This is a genomic window from Bacillus sp. BPN334, from assembly GCF_008368885.1.
Lineage (GTDB): Bacteria > Bacillota > Bacilli > Bacillales > Bacillaceae_G > Bacillus_A > Bacillus_A wiedmannii.
Window position 1 is genome coordinate 424,096 of record NZ_QOZW01000005.1, and the last position, 17,332, is coordinate 441,427.

The window sequence follows — 17,332 nt, forward strand, 5'->3', positions numbered from 1 at the left end:
CAAATTTACTTACGTAAAAATGGAATTTGCTTTTTGGATATCCAGTTCAACTTTAATGCGCATATGCCATATATGAACAAGGCCACACAAAATGCTAAACCACTATATATTACTGCAATAAGTCTAGAATCTAACACATTTATTACAGTAGATGCGAAATATAATCCTATACCTACTATACTAGATACTCCAATTACAGCAAAAAATCTCCCCATTCGAATCGAATAAGGCAATTCTTTTCGAATGTATATATAATTTACGATACAAATCATGATATATATGATAAGTGTACTATAAGCCGCACCAGTTATGCCAAATTGACTTACGAGTACTATATTTAATATGACTTTTACAAAACTCGCTCCAACAACTATCCACGCCGCTTGCTTAGAACGGTTAATTCCTTGCAAAATTCCTATTGATAATACCATAAGTGATGTGAAATACGAACTACCAATTAAAATAGCTAACATGCCGCTCCCTTTAGCATCTGTAAACAACCCAACATTTAACGGGACTGTAAGTGCCATGAGCCAGATTGTTATCGGCGTTGTTAAAATATGAGCAAGCTCATTTGTTCGTTCAATTGTGTGTTTTGCTAACGCTATATCTTTCTTTGTTAATGCAGCAGTTAACAACGGGATTAACGGAAATACCATCGCGCTTGCAAACACGACAATTAATTGTGTAAACGCAAAACCACGACTATATATACCAAATTGTTCTTGAATCGTTGTAGTGGATTCATGTAGCATATGTGGAATCGTTACAGAATCAACTAAATTTAACAACGGCATCGATAATGCTCCAATCGCAATTGGAATCGAGACCCGAAGTATTTTTTTTGCATTTTCTTTAAAGTCTTGCAGTGAATATGTATTACTTTTATAACGATATATACTTTTTACATACTTCAATCTCAAATAGATAAGTGACGTAATTACCCCAAGGCAAGAACCAATCATTGCACCGCCTGTTATAACATCACTATCTTTATTCCAAGATACGAATAAGAATGCAATTGCTAACATAAAGAAAACACGAATGAACTGCTCAATTACTTGTGACACCCCGGTAGGAATCATATCTCCAAAACCTTGGAAATACCCTCGATATACCGCCATATATGGTGCGATTAATAAAGCAAACGAAGTGACAATTAATGGGAGTCTCGTATCTTGTCCACCAAGCATATTTGCAAACATACTTGATCCAATCATAATAACCGAAAATCCAAGCACCCCAAATATTACTCCAATAATAGATGCTGACGTAAATAGTTTGGCAATCCCATCTTTATCATTCTTCTCATGAAGTTCAGCGATTAACTGTGATATAGCTAGCGGTACTCCCGCTACTGATAAAGTTAAAGCTATCATATATACAGGAAAAACAAGGCGAAAAATCCCAAGCACTTCATCTCCTGCTATATTTTGTAATGGGATTTGAAAAAAACTTCCCAACACTTTCGATAGAAACGTTGTAATCGTTAAAATCGCAGCGCCTTTCACAAACTTATTATTCATCTTCTAGCTCTTTTCTTTCAATATATAATTTCCATACATATTACATCATAAAACGAGATAACTATATTCTTCTCTTTTTAGAAAAATTTCACTTTATCTCATTTAGCTATCATACCAAATTTATTATACATTGAATACTCTCTTTCTTTATGGCTTTTAAATATATAATATGTAATAACACCTTATTTTTATCCAGTTTTTTCTTCAATTTACTACTTCTACTTATTCAGGATAAACATGTGCTATAATGTAGCTATTGTCAGTAAGAGGAGTGTTTACAACATGCTGAATTCGGTAAAAAAACTGTTAGGAGATTCTCAAAAGAGAAAACTAAAAAAATATGAACAACTTGTTCAAGCAATTAATAATCTAGAAGAAAAACTATCTGATTTATCTGATGAAGACTTACGTCATAAAACTATCACATTTAAAAACATGCTACACGATGGAAAAACAGTGGATGATATAAAAGTAGAGGCGTTCGCTGTTGTACGTGAAGCTGCAAAGCGTGTACTTGGATTACGTCACTACGATGTGCAGTTAATTGGTGGCCTTGTACTATTAGAAGGTAATATTGCAGAGATGCCAACTGGCGAAGGAAAAACATTAGTTTCTTCTCTTCCAACATACGTACGTGCTCTTGAAGGAAAAGGCGTTCACGTTATTACTGTAAACGACTATTTAGCAAAGCGAGATAAAGAATTAATCGGCCAAGTGCATGAATTTCTAGGTTTAAAGGTTGGATTGAATATTCCTCAAATTGATCCTACCGAAAAGAAACTTGCTTACGAAGCTGATATTACATATGGTATTGGAACAGAATTTGGCTTTGACTATCTACGTGATAATATGGCCGCTTCAAAAAATGAGCAGGTACAACGTCCCTACCATTTTGCTATTATCGATGAGATTGATAGCGTTTTAATTGATGAAGCGAAGACGCCTCTTATTATCGCTGGTAAGCAATCAAGCAGCTCTGATTTACACTATTTATGTGCAAAAGTTATTAAATCATTCCAGGATACTCTTCATTACACGTACGATGCAGAAACGAAATCTGCTAGTTTTACAGAAGACGGTATTACAAAAATAGAAGATTTATTTGATATCGATAACCTATATGATTTAGAACATCAAACTTTATATCATTATATGATTCAAGCATTACGAGCTCATGTCGCTTTCCAATGTGATGTTGATTATATTGTACATGATGAAAAAATTCTACTTGTAGATATTTTCACGGGCCGCGTTATGGATGGCCGCTCTTTAAGTGACGGTTTACACCAAGCTCTTGAAGCGAAAGAAGGTTTAGAAATCACAGAAGAAAACCAAACACAAGCGTCCATTACAATTCAAAACTTCTTCCGTATGTATCCAGCATTATCTGGTATGACAGGTACAGCAAAAACAGAAGAAAAAGAATTTAACCGTGTATATAACATGGAAGTTATGCCGATTCCGACAAACCGTCCTATCATTCGTGAAGACAAAAATGACGTCGTGTACGTAACAGCCGATGCTAAATATAAAGCTGTACGTGAAGATGTTCTAAAACACAATAAACAAGGACGCCCGATTTTAATTGGGACAATGTCTATTTTACAATCAGAAACCGTTGCTCGTTACTTAGATGAAGCGCATATTACATATCAATTATTAAATGCAAAAAGTGCAGAACAAGAAGCCGATTTAATCGCAACAGCTGGACAAAAAGGACAAATTACAATTGCAACGAATATGGCCGGACGAGGTACTGATATTTTACTAGGTGAGGGTGTCCATGAAATTGGTGGATTACATGTAATTGGAACAGAACGCCATGAATCAAGACGCGTTGACAATCAGCTAAAAGGTCGTGCTGGTCGTCAAGGAGATCCAGGTAGCTCTCAGTTCTTCCTTTCTTTAGAAGATGAAATGCTAAAACGTTTCGCACAAGAAGAAGTCGAGAAATTAAATAAATCACTGAAAACAAATGAAACAGGACTTATTCTAACTTCTAAAGTTCATGACTTCGTGAACCGTACACAATTAATTTGTGAAGGTAGCCATTTCTCAATGCGTGAGTACAATTTAAAGTTAGATGATGTAATAAATGACCAACGTAACGTTATTTATAAATTACGTAATAACTTGTTACAGGAAGATATAAATATGATTGAAATTACTATTCCAATGATTGATCATGCTGTAGAAGCCATTTCTAAGCAATATCTTTTAGAAGGTATGCTTCCGGAAGAATGGGATTTCGCTCGTTTAACAGAAAATATAAACGAAATTTTACCAGTAACAAATATGCCATCACTATCAGCGAATAATGTACATTCACCGGAAGATTTACAATCCGTTTTGAAAGAAACATTATCTCTTTATAAAGAGCGCGTAAATGAACTAAATAGCCATACTGATTTACAGCAGTCGCTACGATATGTTGCCCTTCATTTCCTAGATCAGAACTGGGTAAATCACTTAGATGCGATGACCCACCTAAAAGAAGGCATCGGGCTAAGACAATATCAACAAGAAGACCCTACTCGTCTGTATCAAAAAGAAGGTTTAGATATCTTTTTATACACATATGGTAATTTCGAAAAAGAAATGTGCCGCTATGTTGCAAGACATTTAGGTGTTCCTGAAAACGTACAATAACGAGGTGAAAGATAATGTTATCATTCCTAAAAAGAGCTAAGAAAAGCGGAAAAGATACGACTGTCTCTAGTAATCAATTATTCGGACAAGAAGAAACAAATACTGAAAATAAAACTGTTAAACCAACGCTTTACTTCCACCCAAGCTGGGGTGCAGTAGCACAAGAACAAAAATACATTTATCAATTTTTACATAAAGAACTAACACGTTTACAAGAATATCAAATTTCTTTATCTGGAATTGAGATTGAAAAACGTGATAATGGTTATGACGTAGCTGTATTTATTCGTAGCACTGTTCCGAAACCAATTTCTTTCGAAGAGGTTACATTAATTCTTCTAAATAAAGAGAAGAAACTATGTGCCCGCAAAACATTTAACCTTTCTGCATTAGGAGATATTCCTGCAAATGTAAATATGCCATTCATCTTTACATTTGAGCAAGAAACAATTACAGATGCCGAATTATCGCAAACAGATTGGGAATTAGCGTTTGAACTTGAAAGTAAGCATGCATTAGATTTAGACCCATCTTGGGAAGCTCAGTTACCTGAAGCAAGCAAAGAAGCTTTACGTAATTTCGTAGACAATTTAACACCTCCAAATGATGGTGAAATTAACTTCCTAGGTCTGCAAGCTGCAAGAAAAGAAAACGGTGATTTACATACAACACTTCTTATTCGTAACGGTTGCAAAGACAACATTCAACTAGAGCAGCTTCCTCTTCATATTGAAGATGCTTCTGGTGCAGTTGTTGTGAAAGGTGCTTTCACATTACCGAATCTTGAAATTAAAGCGAACACTACAAAACCGTGGTCATTTGTCTTCCCTGCTTCATCTATATTAAAAGAAGATATGGATCTATCTTCTTGGAAAGCGTTTGTACCACAAGACTAATAAGAGAGGCTGCTTCCAAAGCAGCCTCTCTTATTCTTTTTCATACAAAAAGCCTGTTCAAAAAGATGGTCATCACACCTCCTTGGACAGGCTTATTCTTTATGTAAAATTTACTTCGTTACTAATAAACGTTCAATATGATATTCAGCTTCTAATTTGCACATTTCATCTGCGTGTTGCATTTCATGCCTCTTTAAATGCTCTACTTGCTCTTCACTCGGTTTTTCATTAATAAACTCGTTAATTTTTTCATTCACTTTCATCGCTAATGCTTGATGGAAATCTGGATGTCCTTTCAACTCTTCGTCTACTTTATTAATCCAAGTTGATTTTGTGTATAAATATTGTTTCCACTGTTCAACAAATTGCTGCATATCAAATTTTTCTTCATTCCATTCAATTTCTTTCATATACTTCTCAAAAGAAACAACAATTGATCGCGTAATTCCGATCTTCACTCCATGTGGTAACTGTTTGTACATCAAATATTCCCTCCAGCTTAAAGCTCTTCCTTCTGAATATAAAGGAATCTCAAAATTCATATACTTTCTTATAATAGCACATTGCTAATCTAAGATGTTACTATACTGCTAAGATTAATAAATGTCAATAATCTCAAAATATCTCTATATAGAGATATTAAATGCGATAAAAAAACACCCTCATAAGAGGGCATTTCCTTATATAACCTCAGCTTTTACAAACTGTAATTTATCTTTCTGCTCATTACTCGCCAACGTCACTATCGTCTTTTCAACATGCGGATGTACATGTTCCAGCGTCACACTAGCGCCCGCTTTATCCGACTGCTCAACAAAGGTTAACAACGCCATAGCTCCTGATACATCCATATAGCGTACATCTTTCATACGTAAAACAACTGGAGACTTTACGTCTTGTAAAGTATGAAAAACACGATCCACTGTTAGGAAAGAAAGTGGACCTTTAATTTTATACGTCCCTTCCTTTTCTTTTACAATAGAAGCTTTACGTTCTTTACATTTCACCATGTATATAAGGAACGAAAGAATAATACCGAATGCAACAGCGATCATTAAATCAAACTTCACTGTGACAACCATCGTTACAAGCATAACAATGACATCACCTTTTGGTGCTACATGCATTTTCTTCATGCTTTCCCAATCAAACATGCCAATACCAGTTAAAATTAAAATACCTGATAATACAGCAAGCGGAATGTATTGTACGACCGAGCCTAGTCCCATAATGAAAATAAATAATATAACACTATGCATAGATGCTGAAAGCGCCGTTTTACCACCGCTTCTTATATTAACGATAGACCGTACAGTCGCCCCTGCCCCTGCTAATCCGCCAAACAACCCGCTCATCATATTACCGATACCTTGTCCGACCAGTTCTTTATTACTTTTATGACGTGTACCTGTCACATTATCCATTACGACCGATGTCAACAACGAGTCAATCGATCCTAATAAAGCAATACTAAGCGCTGGTAAAATAAGTTCTGCGATCCCTGTTCCACTTAAAGTTGGAATATGAAGCGTCGGCATCGCTTCTGGAATCATTCCAATCTTTTCAATCACCTTATTTAATGACAGATTTCCAATAATCGGTAACTTCACTGAAAGCCCTTCTAACGCAGAAGAAAATAAAGGAAGCAAAGCAGTTACACCGACTAATGCAACTAAACTAGACGGAATGGCCTTAATCCATTTTCCAGAAACAATCATTACAATAATCGTTAATACTACGAGTAGAAAACTATTTTGCACATGCTTCATTTCACCTAAAATAATAATCAATGCAATACCGTTCATAAATCCTGAAACGACAGGATACGGAATGTATCGAACGTAAGAGCCAAGCTTACATACACCGAATAAAACTTGAAACAGTCCCGCCATCATAAAGGCTATAAAACTCGCCTCTAACCCGTGCGTCGCAATAACCCCTGTTGCAATAACCGTAATCGGTCCAGTTGGCCCAGTTACCTGCCCAGGTGTACCACCAAATAACGCCGCAAATAAACCTGCAAAAATCGCACCATACAATCCGACTAGTGCTCCCTCAGACGTTCCCGTTGCAGCAATACCAAATGCAATGGCAAGTGGCAACGCAACAATCGCAACAGTAAAACCAGCTAAACATTCCTTTGCTATTTTTTGAAACATATAAATAACCACCTTCACATTAAGTCCATTTTCCATTGTACACCTAAAAAGATACATTCGTTAGTCCACTTTTTACAGTATCGTGACGTAAACGCATTCAATTGTAAGCTCCCATCACATCTTTGGAAACTATTATAACTATGCTATAATAGATAAATTAAATCTTTTATTATATATTTGGAGGCACTATGCTAACTTTTGAAGAAAAATTATCGATTATTGAATCTTTCCCTGAATTAGAAAGAAAAAACGTATCATTAAAACGCGTGAACTTTCACTTCGAAGAAAGTCGTTTAGATAAAAAGAACGTTGTTTATCACTTACATCCAAATGGAAACGGCTTTGTATATGCAAGTGGTATTAAAGGTTACAAAACGGATGATAAAGGTATGATTAACATCCGCGAATTTTCAGCAGATGAATTACGCTCAGTAATCGAGCAATCAATTGAATTACTTTCACAAGAAGAAGTAGTAATTCCTGCAGAACCTGCAAAAGAAGAAGAATGGCATAACGAAGACGGTCATATCCTTACTCTTATCTCAGAGGATGATATGTGGAACGTGTACGCTGGTGTAAACTTAGACGGTACATTCAACTCTTATCCAGAAGCTGCGGAATACCTTGATGAAGAAGGTTTTTCACGTAAATAAAAATAGAAAGTGGGTATCCCCCACTTTCTATTTTTTTGCTCCTTTTAAAGACTCTCTAAGCACAAACTTCTGTAATTTTCCACTCGCATTACGGGGCAGTTCATCCACAAATAAATAATGACGCGGACGTTTATAATCTGCTAATTCATCACTTTCTTTACAATATATTTCCAAATCATCGTCGGTAATCGCTTCATCTTTCTTTACAATAACAGCCACAACACGTTCTCCCCATAATTCATCTGGCTCTCCAAGCACTGCAACATCTAATACACCAGGATGACTATGAAGGAAATCTTCAATTTCACGTGGATAAATATTAACGCCGCCGCTAATTACCATATCATCCACACGATCTGCGACGAATAAATAGCCATCTTTATCGAAATAACCTAAATCACCCGAGTGATACCATCCTTTATACATCGATTTTGCATTTGCTTCTTCTCGGTTATGATAACCAGCCATCATAGTCGGGCCGCGCAAAATAATCTCCCCAACTTCATAAGGAGGCAATACATCATCCGGTTCTGCTGGTGCATCTTCGCTTGGTTTTACAATGCGAATTTCATGACTAAAGCATGGCGTGCCTGCTGAACCCGCTTTCGTAATTTGATCTTCTTCTACGAGAAACGCAACAACTGGCCCCATTTCTGTCATTCCGTAAATTTGTACAAGATCAATATAAAGACGTTCTTTACATTCCTTCACTAATGCTGGTGCCATCGCCGCTCCGCCATATATACCAATCTTCATCGACGTTAAATCGTACTGTGTTAAATCTTTTTGCAGTAACATATTCCACATCGTCGGTGCTGCAAAAAACGTCGTAATCTTCTCTTCTTGAATCGTATGTAATACTCTATCCGTATCAAAATGATGCAAAATAACATTCTTTCCGCCAACTTGAATGCGCGGAATGATTCCAGCATTTAACTCGCCGCAATGATATAAAGGTGCTACAACAAGTCCGGCACTATCTCTATTATATTTTAAGAAATACGTACAAATCATACTATGCTCAGTCATTTCACGATGACGATGCAATACGCCTTTCGGATGACCTGTCGTACCGCTCGTATATAACATAGAACAATAATCCATTTCATCAATTTCGATATCTATTTTCTCAGAAGATGCCGCATTAACTTTTTCATGGTAAGAACTAGCATAGGAAGGTGTATCTTCTTCTACATACCAAAAAGCCGAATTTGGAAAATCGCGTTCAATGATAGCAACAGTTGATTCAACCGCTTTTTCAAAGACTACTACTTTCGAAGCTGCATCTTGAAGGATATACGATAATTCTTTTGCTTTTAAACGGAAGTTAATCGGGTTAAAGATTGCCCCAATTTTCGCACAGGCTAAGTAAACGTTTACAAATTCACGGCAATTATATAAGTAGACAGATACAGTATCTCCCTTTCTTACCCCTTCTTTCAACAGAGCTTGCGCCGTTTTATTTATTTGCTCATCCCACTGTTTATATGTCCAGCGAATATTTTTTTCCGGCTCTACTAACGCCTCTTTATTTGGATACTTACCAACCGCTAAATCAAATATTCTCCCTATCGTCATGTACATGCCAACAATTTCCCCCTTTTCTCTTTCATAAATCTATCATTTCGTCCATAAGTAGACATTGTCCTCTAATGATTTGACTAATTTTTCTGATTATTATCGACATAGTTTTACAAACAGTGTGGTCTCTTGGTAAATGAAATTATAGCAACTTACTCACAACAATATAAAAAAGAGGCTGTTCCAAATTGGAACAACCTCTTTCTTCTTATACAAATAGCTCTTCTAAAATTTTCAGTTTGTCTTCTGTATATTTTACGAAGCCATCGTTATATGATTTTGGATCTTTCGGATTTGCGAAGTGCGTAATTGCACCTGTCTTCGGATGAACAAATTTACTTGATGCACCACAACCAAGTCCGATAATCGATTGAACTTCTTCCATAATAACAATGTTATAAATACTTTCTTGCGTCGGCATTGCATAACCAACGTTCTCTAAGTTACCTAAAATATTCTTTTGACGATATAGGTAATATGGTACGTAATTATGCTTTTGCGTCCACTCTTCTGCTTCATGCATCATCGCTGTAATTTCTTCGCGACCTGCTACTTTATATTTACGTTTGTTTTGCGTCATTTCAGAAGCACGTTTAAATGATAACGTATGAACTGTTAACGATTCAGGCATTAACTTTTCTGTCTCATCTAACGTGTGCTTGAAAATATCTAGCCCTTCACCTGGAAGACCAATAATTAAGTCCATATTAATATTGTTCATTCCCATTTCACGAGCTAAGTGATACTTCTCAATTGTTTCTTCTACAGTATGATGACGTCCAATTGCTTTTAATGTCTCTTGATGGTATGACTGCGGATTAATACTAATGCGGTCAATATTCCATTTATTTAACACTTCTAGTTTTGCTGGCGTAATTGTATCTGGGCGACCTGCCTCAACTGTTACCTCACGCACATTTTTCACATCTGGGAACGCTTCATACATTTCTTCATACAGCATATCCATCTCTTCCGCTGTAATACTTGTCGGTGTACCGCCGCCGTAATAAATCGTCGTAACTGTTACACCTTTTTCTTTTAAAAACTTACCAATTTCACGAACTTCATAATGTAAACCACCTAAGAATGAATCAACAGAGCCTTGGCGTCCGTTAATTGCATACGCCGGGAATGTACAATATGCACATTTTGTTGGGCAGAATGGAATACCGATATAAATACTTACTTCCTCTTTCAAACGGTATAAATCCGGAACTACCGCTAATTGGCAATCCACAATACGCTGAAGAAGTTCAATTTTCTCTTCATGAATTAAATAGCTTTCACGAAGTTCTTGGTGTGCTTCTTCTTTTGACATACCACTTTGAAGCATTTTATGAAGAAGTTTTGTCGGACGAACTCCTGTTAAAATGCCCCAGCTTTGTTCAAGACCAGTTAACTGCTGAAGAACAGAAAGATATACATAAGAAACAACGTGCTTCACTTGCTTCATACGCTCTTTTTCATCTGTGAAAGCAGATAAATCTTTTGCGAATGTTTCTTCATACACATTTCCAGTAGCAACATCTGTTAAACGAGCAGATGCTTTCACATTCTCTTCAATGTGTATATCAACGATAAGATTTGCTTCCTCTTGTTCAAACCCAATCGTACTATCTTCAAAAAATAAGCCGCCAATATTTTGCAGCGGACGTAAAAAACGATCATCTTGTAACGTTTTAATTGAAATTAACAACATTATCACCTTTTCATTTGCAAACTCTCTTTAGTTTACTTGAAGGGCGTTTGTAGGTCAATACAGAAGGTTTTACCTTATTTCTATATCCTATTTAAAACAAACTGAATATTGGTTTTTCACGAACTTTTCTTAGTTGTATAGACATTGTAATATACTCTTGTTACAATCTAGAACGTATTAGTACTTGCTACTAATTTAAAATACATCTAAAGGAGGACTGTTAACACGACATAGATACTATAACGTGTTAAAAAACAACTATGAAAAAAAGGTTTTACAACATTTTGGCACTAACTTTGGCATTACAAACATTTGTAGCACCTACCCTTTCATTCGCAGAAAATATAGAGAAAACTGCGGAATTGTCTATTGATGAACAAGCTTTAAAAAGCATTGAAGAACATGCAAAGCAGCATAGACATGACGAGGAAAACGACCTTGAAATCTCAGGTGAATATCTTCTCCACTTATCAACAAAACTTCCACTATACGATGCAAACGACTTAAAAACCAAAACAAATATTGAAATTACTGAACGAGTAGTAAAGGCAACGAAGAAAAAAGGTAATACATATTACGTACAAACTACATCCGGTTCTGGTTGGGTTAATAAGGAAAATAATAGTTTAGAAATACAAGAGATTCATAAACTTTCAAATCAAAAACTAATTGTAACTGAAGAAACATCAGTATACTCATTCCCTTTCCAATCGTTTAAAGAAGAAATGATATTACAGCCACAAACAGTAGCTCCTACTGAACAAGCTGGAAATTGGTTTAAAATTCAACTGAACGGAACTGAGAAATGGATTTATGCTCCTTCAGCTACATTCGAAGGTACGAAAGCATCATTATTTGAAAAAACAGGTTCTATCGAAAAAAGAAGCGCAACTTTCTTCAAAACACCATCTAATTTGCCTACAAATAACGTTTATGGTGTTACATTTAAAGAAATGATCGTTCCAAAAGGGAATGAAAACATTCGTCCTGGATACGCAATGGAACCGAAATACATTACAATTCATGAAACTGCTAATACGAGTAAAGGTGCTAACGCGTTAAATCATGCGAAGTACTTAGATAGTCAAGCCCGCGGAAATACTGATCGTTCAGCATCTTGGCATTTTACTGTCGATGATAAAGAAATTTATCAACACCTTCCATTAAATGAAGTTGGTTGGCATGCTGGAAATAAGACCGGAAACTATGAATCTATCGGAATTGAAATTGCTGTGAATAGTGATGGAAATTATACGAAAGCGGTAGAAAATGCCCGGAAATTAGCTGCTTTTTTAATGAACGAATTAAACATATCTCTAGATCACGTGCAAAAGCATCAATTTTGGAGCGGAAAAAACTGCCCTGCATTTATGATTCAACGCGGGCAATGGGATGCTTTCTTAAAGGGCACAAACGCTTACTATAATGAACACCGTAAAGATGTTATTCCGCCGCCAGAAGTCCCTCATGAAAAAGACGACATTACAGGTGGATGGTATGAACAAGATATTCGTCAGTTAGCAGCTAGGAAAATTATGTTCGGTGATGGAAATGGTTCTTACTGGCCAAACCGCCTCGTAACACGAGCTGAATTTGCGAATTTAATGTCGCGAGCTTTAAAATTACCTGCCGGAAACGCTAAATTTACAGATTTAAACGAAGCGCATCCATCTTTAGTAGATGGAATTAACCGTGCTGCTAGCGCAGGTATCATTAGTGGTCGCGGAAATAATAAATTTGATCCAACCGCTACAATAACACGTGATGAAGCTGTTATTATGATTGACCGTGCATTAGCATATAACTGGATTTATAGAAAAGAAATGAAATTACCATTCACTGATCAAAATTTAGCATACGATAAGAAGGCATTACAAAATGTTTACGCATACGGAATCGTAAAAGGGAACGAGCGTAATGAATTCGTACCAAAAGGCACAGCAACACGTGCTGAATCAGCCGCTTTTTTAAATCGAATGCTTAAAGTTATTGAAGCTTAAACAAAAAACTAAAAGGCATAAGAGATAACATTTCTCTTATGCCTTTTATAAAACTATTAACTATTTTTAATCATAAATCTAAGTCGTATTCCTAATAAAACAAGGGCAAAACCAACGAATGGAAGATAATTCATATCATGTCCTGTGGCTGGAAGGCGTTGTGCATGAGATGCATCTTGTCCTTTTTCTGGTAAGGTTGGTTGTTCTTTATCTACGTTTACCATTCCTTCACCCGGTTTCTCTGTCTCTTCGCCTGGCTTTTCTGTTTCTCCACCCGGTGTTTCTGTTTCTTCACCTGGCTTTTCTGTTTCTCCACCTGGTTTTTCTGTTTCTTCACCTGGTTTTTCTATCTCTCCACCTGGTTTTTCTGTTTCTTCACCCGGTGTTCCTGTTTCTTCACCTGGATTCTCTGGACCTTTGCTTGTTTCTTTTTCATTTGTAATTTGAAGTTTTACTACTTCAATTTTTTGATTAGAAATCGTAAATTCAATTTCCTTATCAGATAAACTATATCCTTCTGGTGCCTGAACTTCTTTTAAAATATAATCTCCTGGCTCTAATTCTTTCGAAGTTGCTTTACCATTTTCATCTGATGTTAATGTGTCTATTTTTGTTCCATCTTTCAAAATTTCAAACACTGCGCCCGCTAATTTTTTATCTTTATCATTAGCATCTACTTTTATAATTTCTATTTGACCTGTAATTTTTTCTTTCACTTTTTCATTTAATACTTCTTGCTTTATTACTGTATTTGCAACAACATTTACTTCTACCGTTACTTCTAACGCTTTATAGCCTTCCGGCGCTTTCGTTTCTTCTAACGTATACTTACCTGGCACTAAGTTTTTGAATTGTACTACACCGTCTTTATTCGTTGTTTTCGCTTCTCCAACTACTTGACCATTTTCGTTCTTTAGTCTAAATTCTGCGCCTTCTAGAACTTTTCCACTCTCTGCATCCTTTTTGATTACTTGTAAGCTTCCTAGTTCTTTTGCGTTTTCTACTTGTACTTGTACTACTTTGTTTGCTTCCACAACGACTTCAATTTCTTCTTTTAATAATGTATATCCTTGTGGCGCTTTCGTTTCTTTTAATGTGTATGTTCCTGGCTCTAATTTCTGAGAGATTACTTTACCTGTTTTATCTGTTCGTAACGTCTCTACTTTTTTACCATCTTTGTACACTTCAAATTCTGCATCTGATAATACTTTCGCTTTATTTTCTGCATCCACTTTTACGATTTCAAATTGACCAAGGCTCTTACTGTTCATTACTTTTACATCAATAACTTTTTCCCCATCAACTGTTACATGAATTACTTGTTTTGTTAACTCATAACCTTCTGGCGCTTTTGTTTCTTCTAACGTATATTCACCAGGCACTAGTCCGTCTACTTTAACAATTCCAGACTTATCTGTTGTAATTCCTTCTTTTACAACATTCCCTTGCGCATCTTTCAATGTAAATTCTGCGCCTGCTAAACGTTTCGCTTGATCTTTATCATCCGTCTTAATAATTTGTAGAGAACCTAAGATTCTTTCGTTTTCCGCCTCTACTTTCACTACTTCTTTCTCGTTTTGTATTGTTACTTTCCATTCTTTATTTGAAAGCTTGTAACCTTCTGGTGCTTTCGTTTCTTTCACTGTATATTCACCTAATGGTAACTTTGGTGACATCACTTTTCCACTCTCATCTGTTTTCAGTTCCGCTACCTTTTTACCATCTTTATATACTGTAAATTCTGCACCTGATAATACTTTCGCTTTATCATTCGCATCTACTTTTACAATTTCAAATTGACCTGTTAATTTTTCATTCATAACTTCTTGTTTTACTACTTCATTTGCTACTACGTTTACTTCGACTGTTACTTCTACTGCTTTATAGCCTTCCGGCGCTTTCGTTTCTTCTAAAGTATACTTACCTGGTACTAAGTTTTTGAATTGTACTACACCGTCTTTATTCGTTGTTTTCGCTTCTCCAACTACTTGACCATTTTCGTTCTTTAGTCTAAATTCTGCGCCTTCTAGAACTTTTCCACTCTCTGCATCCTTTTTGATTACTTGTAAGCTTCCTAGTTCTTTTGCGTTTTCTACTTGTACTTGTACTACTTTGTTTGCTTCCACAACGACTTCAATTTCTTCTTTTAATAATGTATATCCTTGTGGCGCTTTCGTTTCTTTTAATGTGTATGTTCCTGGCTCTAATTTCTGAGAGATTACTTTACCTGTTTTATCTGTTCGTAACGTCTCTACTTTTTTACCATCTTTGTACACTTCAAATTCTGCGTCTGATAATACTTTCGCTTTATCTTCTGCATCCACTTTTACGATTTCAAATTGACCTGTAGCTTTTTCAACAATTTTTTTATTCAACACATCTACAGTCACTGTTTTATTAGCAGCTACATCAACATGAACTAAACTAGATGATAGTTCGTAACCTTTTGGTGCTTCAACTTCTTTTAATGTATATGTTCCAACTGGAAGTTGTTTTGATAAAGCTTCACCTTTACCATCTGTAATAATTGTTTCGACAATGTTCCCATCTTTATCTATAACATCAAATTTTGCACCTGGTAAAAGTTGACCAGATTCACTATCTTTTTTCAATAATTTAAATTGACCATTTTCTACTTTTTTCGTATTCTTCATAACAAATTCAATTATGTTTGTATTATCAATTGTTACTTTTACTGGTGTATCAACTTTTATATATCCTTCTGGTGCACTAATTTCTTTTACAAAATAATCACCAAATGGTAAATCTTTAACTTCCGCAATACCCTTTTCGTTTGTTGTAACAGTAGCCACAACATTATTATCTTTGTCTATAACATCAAATTTTGCGTCTTTTAAAACAATGTTTTCATCGTTTTCATCAACTTTTTTAATTTGTAAATTTCCCTTTTCAGCTGCCGGCTTTTTCCACTTTGGCCAATTAAATTTAAAATTATGAACCTCAAATCCATCTCTTTGATGTAAGCCACCAACATAGACTTGTCCGTTAATTGAACCACCCTTTGTCTCTACAACTGCATTAGGCGCAAATATACTTCCTACTACACCATATCCTTTAGTTGTTATCTTTGTAGCATTAGGGAACACCCAAATGACTTTACTAGCTAACTCAGTAAAAAAGGAATTAGGGTCATATGCTTGAGATGTATTAACTAATGTGAACCCGCCCTTATCTGTTGTATCATACAGGATTGCACCGCCACCAAAATTAACTTCTTCCGCATCTGAATGAATAACCATAAAGTCTTTATTACTTACATTCGGAAGAAAAACGTCTTTTACATCAAATGTTTTCTTTCCATTTTGTCCGGAAGAAACATAAATATTAGGATTATTTACATCTTCACCGATCCCAAAGGTCATACCCGATTTTGGTTTATCCGTATGTAATTGGCCCGCATCCTCAATTACGCTATCAACGTCTTTTCTAAATTCTTTAAATTTAGCATCAATCTCCGCTTGCTCTTTATAAGAGATACGGTCATATGATGATTTCATTGCACCTTCTGGGTCACCGTCTTTTGTCATTGCCACTGTTCCATCTTGAATAATTACTTGTCCTGTTCCCGCTTTCGTAAATTGACCACCTAGTAATAATGATGGATATCCTTCATCTACCCATGTTGCTCCAGCTAAGTTATGCGCTCCCGTTGCAGCCGCTAAGACTGTATAACTTGATGCGTTCATATTTTTTTGAACAGCCATCGCACCCTCAATATCCGCACTCGTTGCACTATGATCTCCAAAAATGATTGCATTGTAATAAGATACATCACCTAAACCTTTTAATTCTGTTGTAGCTGCCTCTGCTTTATATGGTAAATGGATTAAAAAATTCATACATACTAGTAACATAACTATAAAACTACTACTTAATTTTTTTATTTTTTGATTAAATGATTTCCTCAAGAAATTCATTCCCCCTTTTAAACTTCCTAAAACCAAACAAAAAAGCACCTTTCATATGTACCAAGGCTTACTCACAATAACTTAAAATCATCCATTTAAATAAAAACAAGAAACTCTACAACTGATCAATAAAATTACTACAATTCATTTTTGAGATAATACGTGAACGAAACTATCATGCGGAAGTATTTTTGCATATGGAGCTCAATAAAATTAATCTGGAGAATATTTCATGTGGTG

General features: G+C 35.7%; 10 protein-coding genes. 4 read left to right on the forward strand and 6 right to left on the reverse strand.

The features are described from left to right. Nucleotides 1-5: 5 nt before the first annotated feature. A complete protein-coding gene (locus DN393_RS06450) occupies nucleotides 6-1,526 on the reverse strand; it encodes a putative polysaccharide biosynthesis protein (RefSeq protein ID WP_064473723.1) in 1,521 nt (506 codons plus the stop codon). Nucleotides 1,527-1,808: 282 nt separating this feature from the next. Between DN393_RS06450 and secA2 the strand changes: the two genes are divergently transcribed. Then, nucleotides 1,809-4,175: an accessory Sec system translocase SecA2 gene (gene secA2 / locus DN393_RS06455; protein ID WP_064473722.1), complete on the forward strand. Its 2,367-nt coding sequence runs from the start codon at nucleotides 1,809-1,811 to the stop codon at nucleotides 4,173-4,175. A 14-nt stretch (nucleotides 4,176-4,189) separates the two neighbouring features. Then, nucleotides 4,190-5,071, forward strand: coding sequence for an accessory Sec system S-layer assembly protein (locus DN393_RS06460; protein WP_087979592.1), 882 nt, complete (start codon nucleotides 4,190-4,192; stop codon nucleotides 5,069-5,071). A 110-nt stretch (nucleotides 5,072-5,181) separates the two neighbouring features. On the opposite strand, the gene DN393_RS06465 is transcribed toward DN393_RS06460, so the two are convergent. After that, nucleotides 5,182-5,553 carry a hypothetical protein gene (locus DN393_RS06465; RefSeq protein WP_064473720.1) on the reverse strand — a complete coding sequence of 124 codons (372 nt, stop codon included), beginning with the start codon at nucleotides 5,551-5,553 and terminating at the stop codon, nucleotides 5,182-5,184. Nucleotides 5,554-5,751: 198 nt separating this feature from the next. After that, nucleotides 5,752-7,230, reverse strand: a complete 1,479-nt coding sequence (locus DN393_RS06470; RefSeq protein WP_064473719.1) for a SulP family inorganic anion transporter — start codon at nucleotides 7,228-7,230, stop codon at nucleotides 5,752-5,754. Nucleotides 7,231-7,418: 188 nt separating this feature from the next. Between DN393_RS06470 and DN393_RS06475 the strand changes: the two genes are divergently transcribed. Beyond that, entirely contained in the window at nucleotides 7,419-7,883 is a 465-nt protein-coding gene (locus DN393_RS06475) for a hypothetical protein (RefSeq protein WP_064473718.1), read from the forward strand. Between the two features lie 27 nt (nucleotides 7,884-7,910). On the opposite strand, the gene DN393_RS06480 is transcribed toward DN393_RS06475, so the two are convergent. After that, the gene (locus tag DN393_RS06480) at nucleotides 7,911-9,467 is read right to left on the reverse strand and encodes a fatty acid--CoA ligase (RefSeq protein WP_064473717.1); all 1,557 of its coding nucleotides are present in this window, start codon (nucleotides 9,465-9,467) and stop codon (nucleotides 7,911-7,913) included. A gap of 205 nt (nucleotides 9,468-9,672) precedes the next feature. Further along, nucleotides 9,673-11,163 (reverse strand): coproporphyrinogen III oxidase, encoded by a 1,491-nt coding sequence (locus DN393_RS06485; RefSeq protein WP_002007015.1) that lies wholly within the window; start codon nucleotides 11,161-11,163, stop codon nucleotides 9,673-9,675. 260 nt (nucleotides 11,164-11,423) lie between these two features. Here DN393_RS06485 and DN393_RS06490 point away from each other — a divergent pair, with 260 nt between their 5' ends. Next, on the forward strand, nucleotides 11,424-13,163 hold the full coding sequence (locus tag DN393_RS06490) for an S-layer homology domain-containing protein (RefSeq protein ID WP_149173380.1): 1,740 nt from the start codon (nucleotides 11,424-11,426) through the stop codon (nucleotides 13,161-13,163). A gap of 56 nt (nucleotides 13,164-13,219) precedes the next feature. Here DN393_RS06490 and DN393_RS06495 read toward each other — a convergent pair whose 3' ends face one another. Further along, nucleotides 13,220-17,092 (reverse strand): SpaA isopeptide-forming pilin-related protein, encoded by a 3,873-nt coding sequence (locus DN393_RS06495; RefSeq protein ID WP_149173381.1) that lies wholly within the window; start codon nucleotides 17,090-17,092, stop codon nucleotides 13,220-13,222. Nucleotides 17,093-17,332 lie beyond the last annotated feature (240 nt).

What these genes read in the sequence shown, in the direction of transcription:
- DN393_RS06450 (WP_064473723.1), bottom strand. Translation starts at nt 1,526, where the DNA reads ATGAATAATAAGTTTGTGAAAGGCGCTGCGATTTTAACGATTACAACG.
- DN393_RS06485 (WP_002007015.1), bottom strand. Translation starts at nt 11,163, where the DNA reads ATGTTGTTAATTTCAATTAAAACGTTACAAGATGATCGTTTTTTACGT.
- DN393_RS06490 (WP_149173380.1), top strand. Translation starts at nt 11,424, where the DNA reads ATGAAAAAAAGGTTTTACAACATTTTGGCACTAACTTTGGCATTACAA.
- DN393_RS06475 (WP_064473718.1), top strand. Translation starts at nt 7,419, where the DNA reads ATGCTAACTTTTGAAGAAAAATTATCGATTATTGAATCTTTCCCTGAA.
- secA2 (WP_064473722.1), top strand. Translation starts at nt 1,809, where the DNA reads ATGCTGAATTCGGTAAAAAAACTGTTAGGAGATTCTCAAAAGAGAAAA.
- DN393_RS06460 (WP_087979592.1), top strand. Translation starts at nt 4,190, where the DNA reads ATGTTATCATTCCTAAAAAGAGCTAAGAAAAGCGGAAAAGATACGACT.
- DN393_RS06480 (WP_064473717.1), bottom strand. Translation starts at nt 9,467, where the DNA reads ATGTACATGACGATAGGGAGAATATTTGATTTAGCGGTTGGTAAGTAT.
- DN393_RS06465 (WP_064473720.1), bottom strand. Translation starts at nt 5,553, where the DNA reads ATGTACAAACAGTTACCACATGGAGTGAAGATCGGAATTACGCGATCA.
- DN393_RS06470 (WP_064473719.1), bottom strand. Translation starts at nt 7,230, where the DNA reads ATGTTTCAAAAAATAGCAAAGGAATGTTTAGCTGGTTTTACTGTTGCG.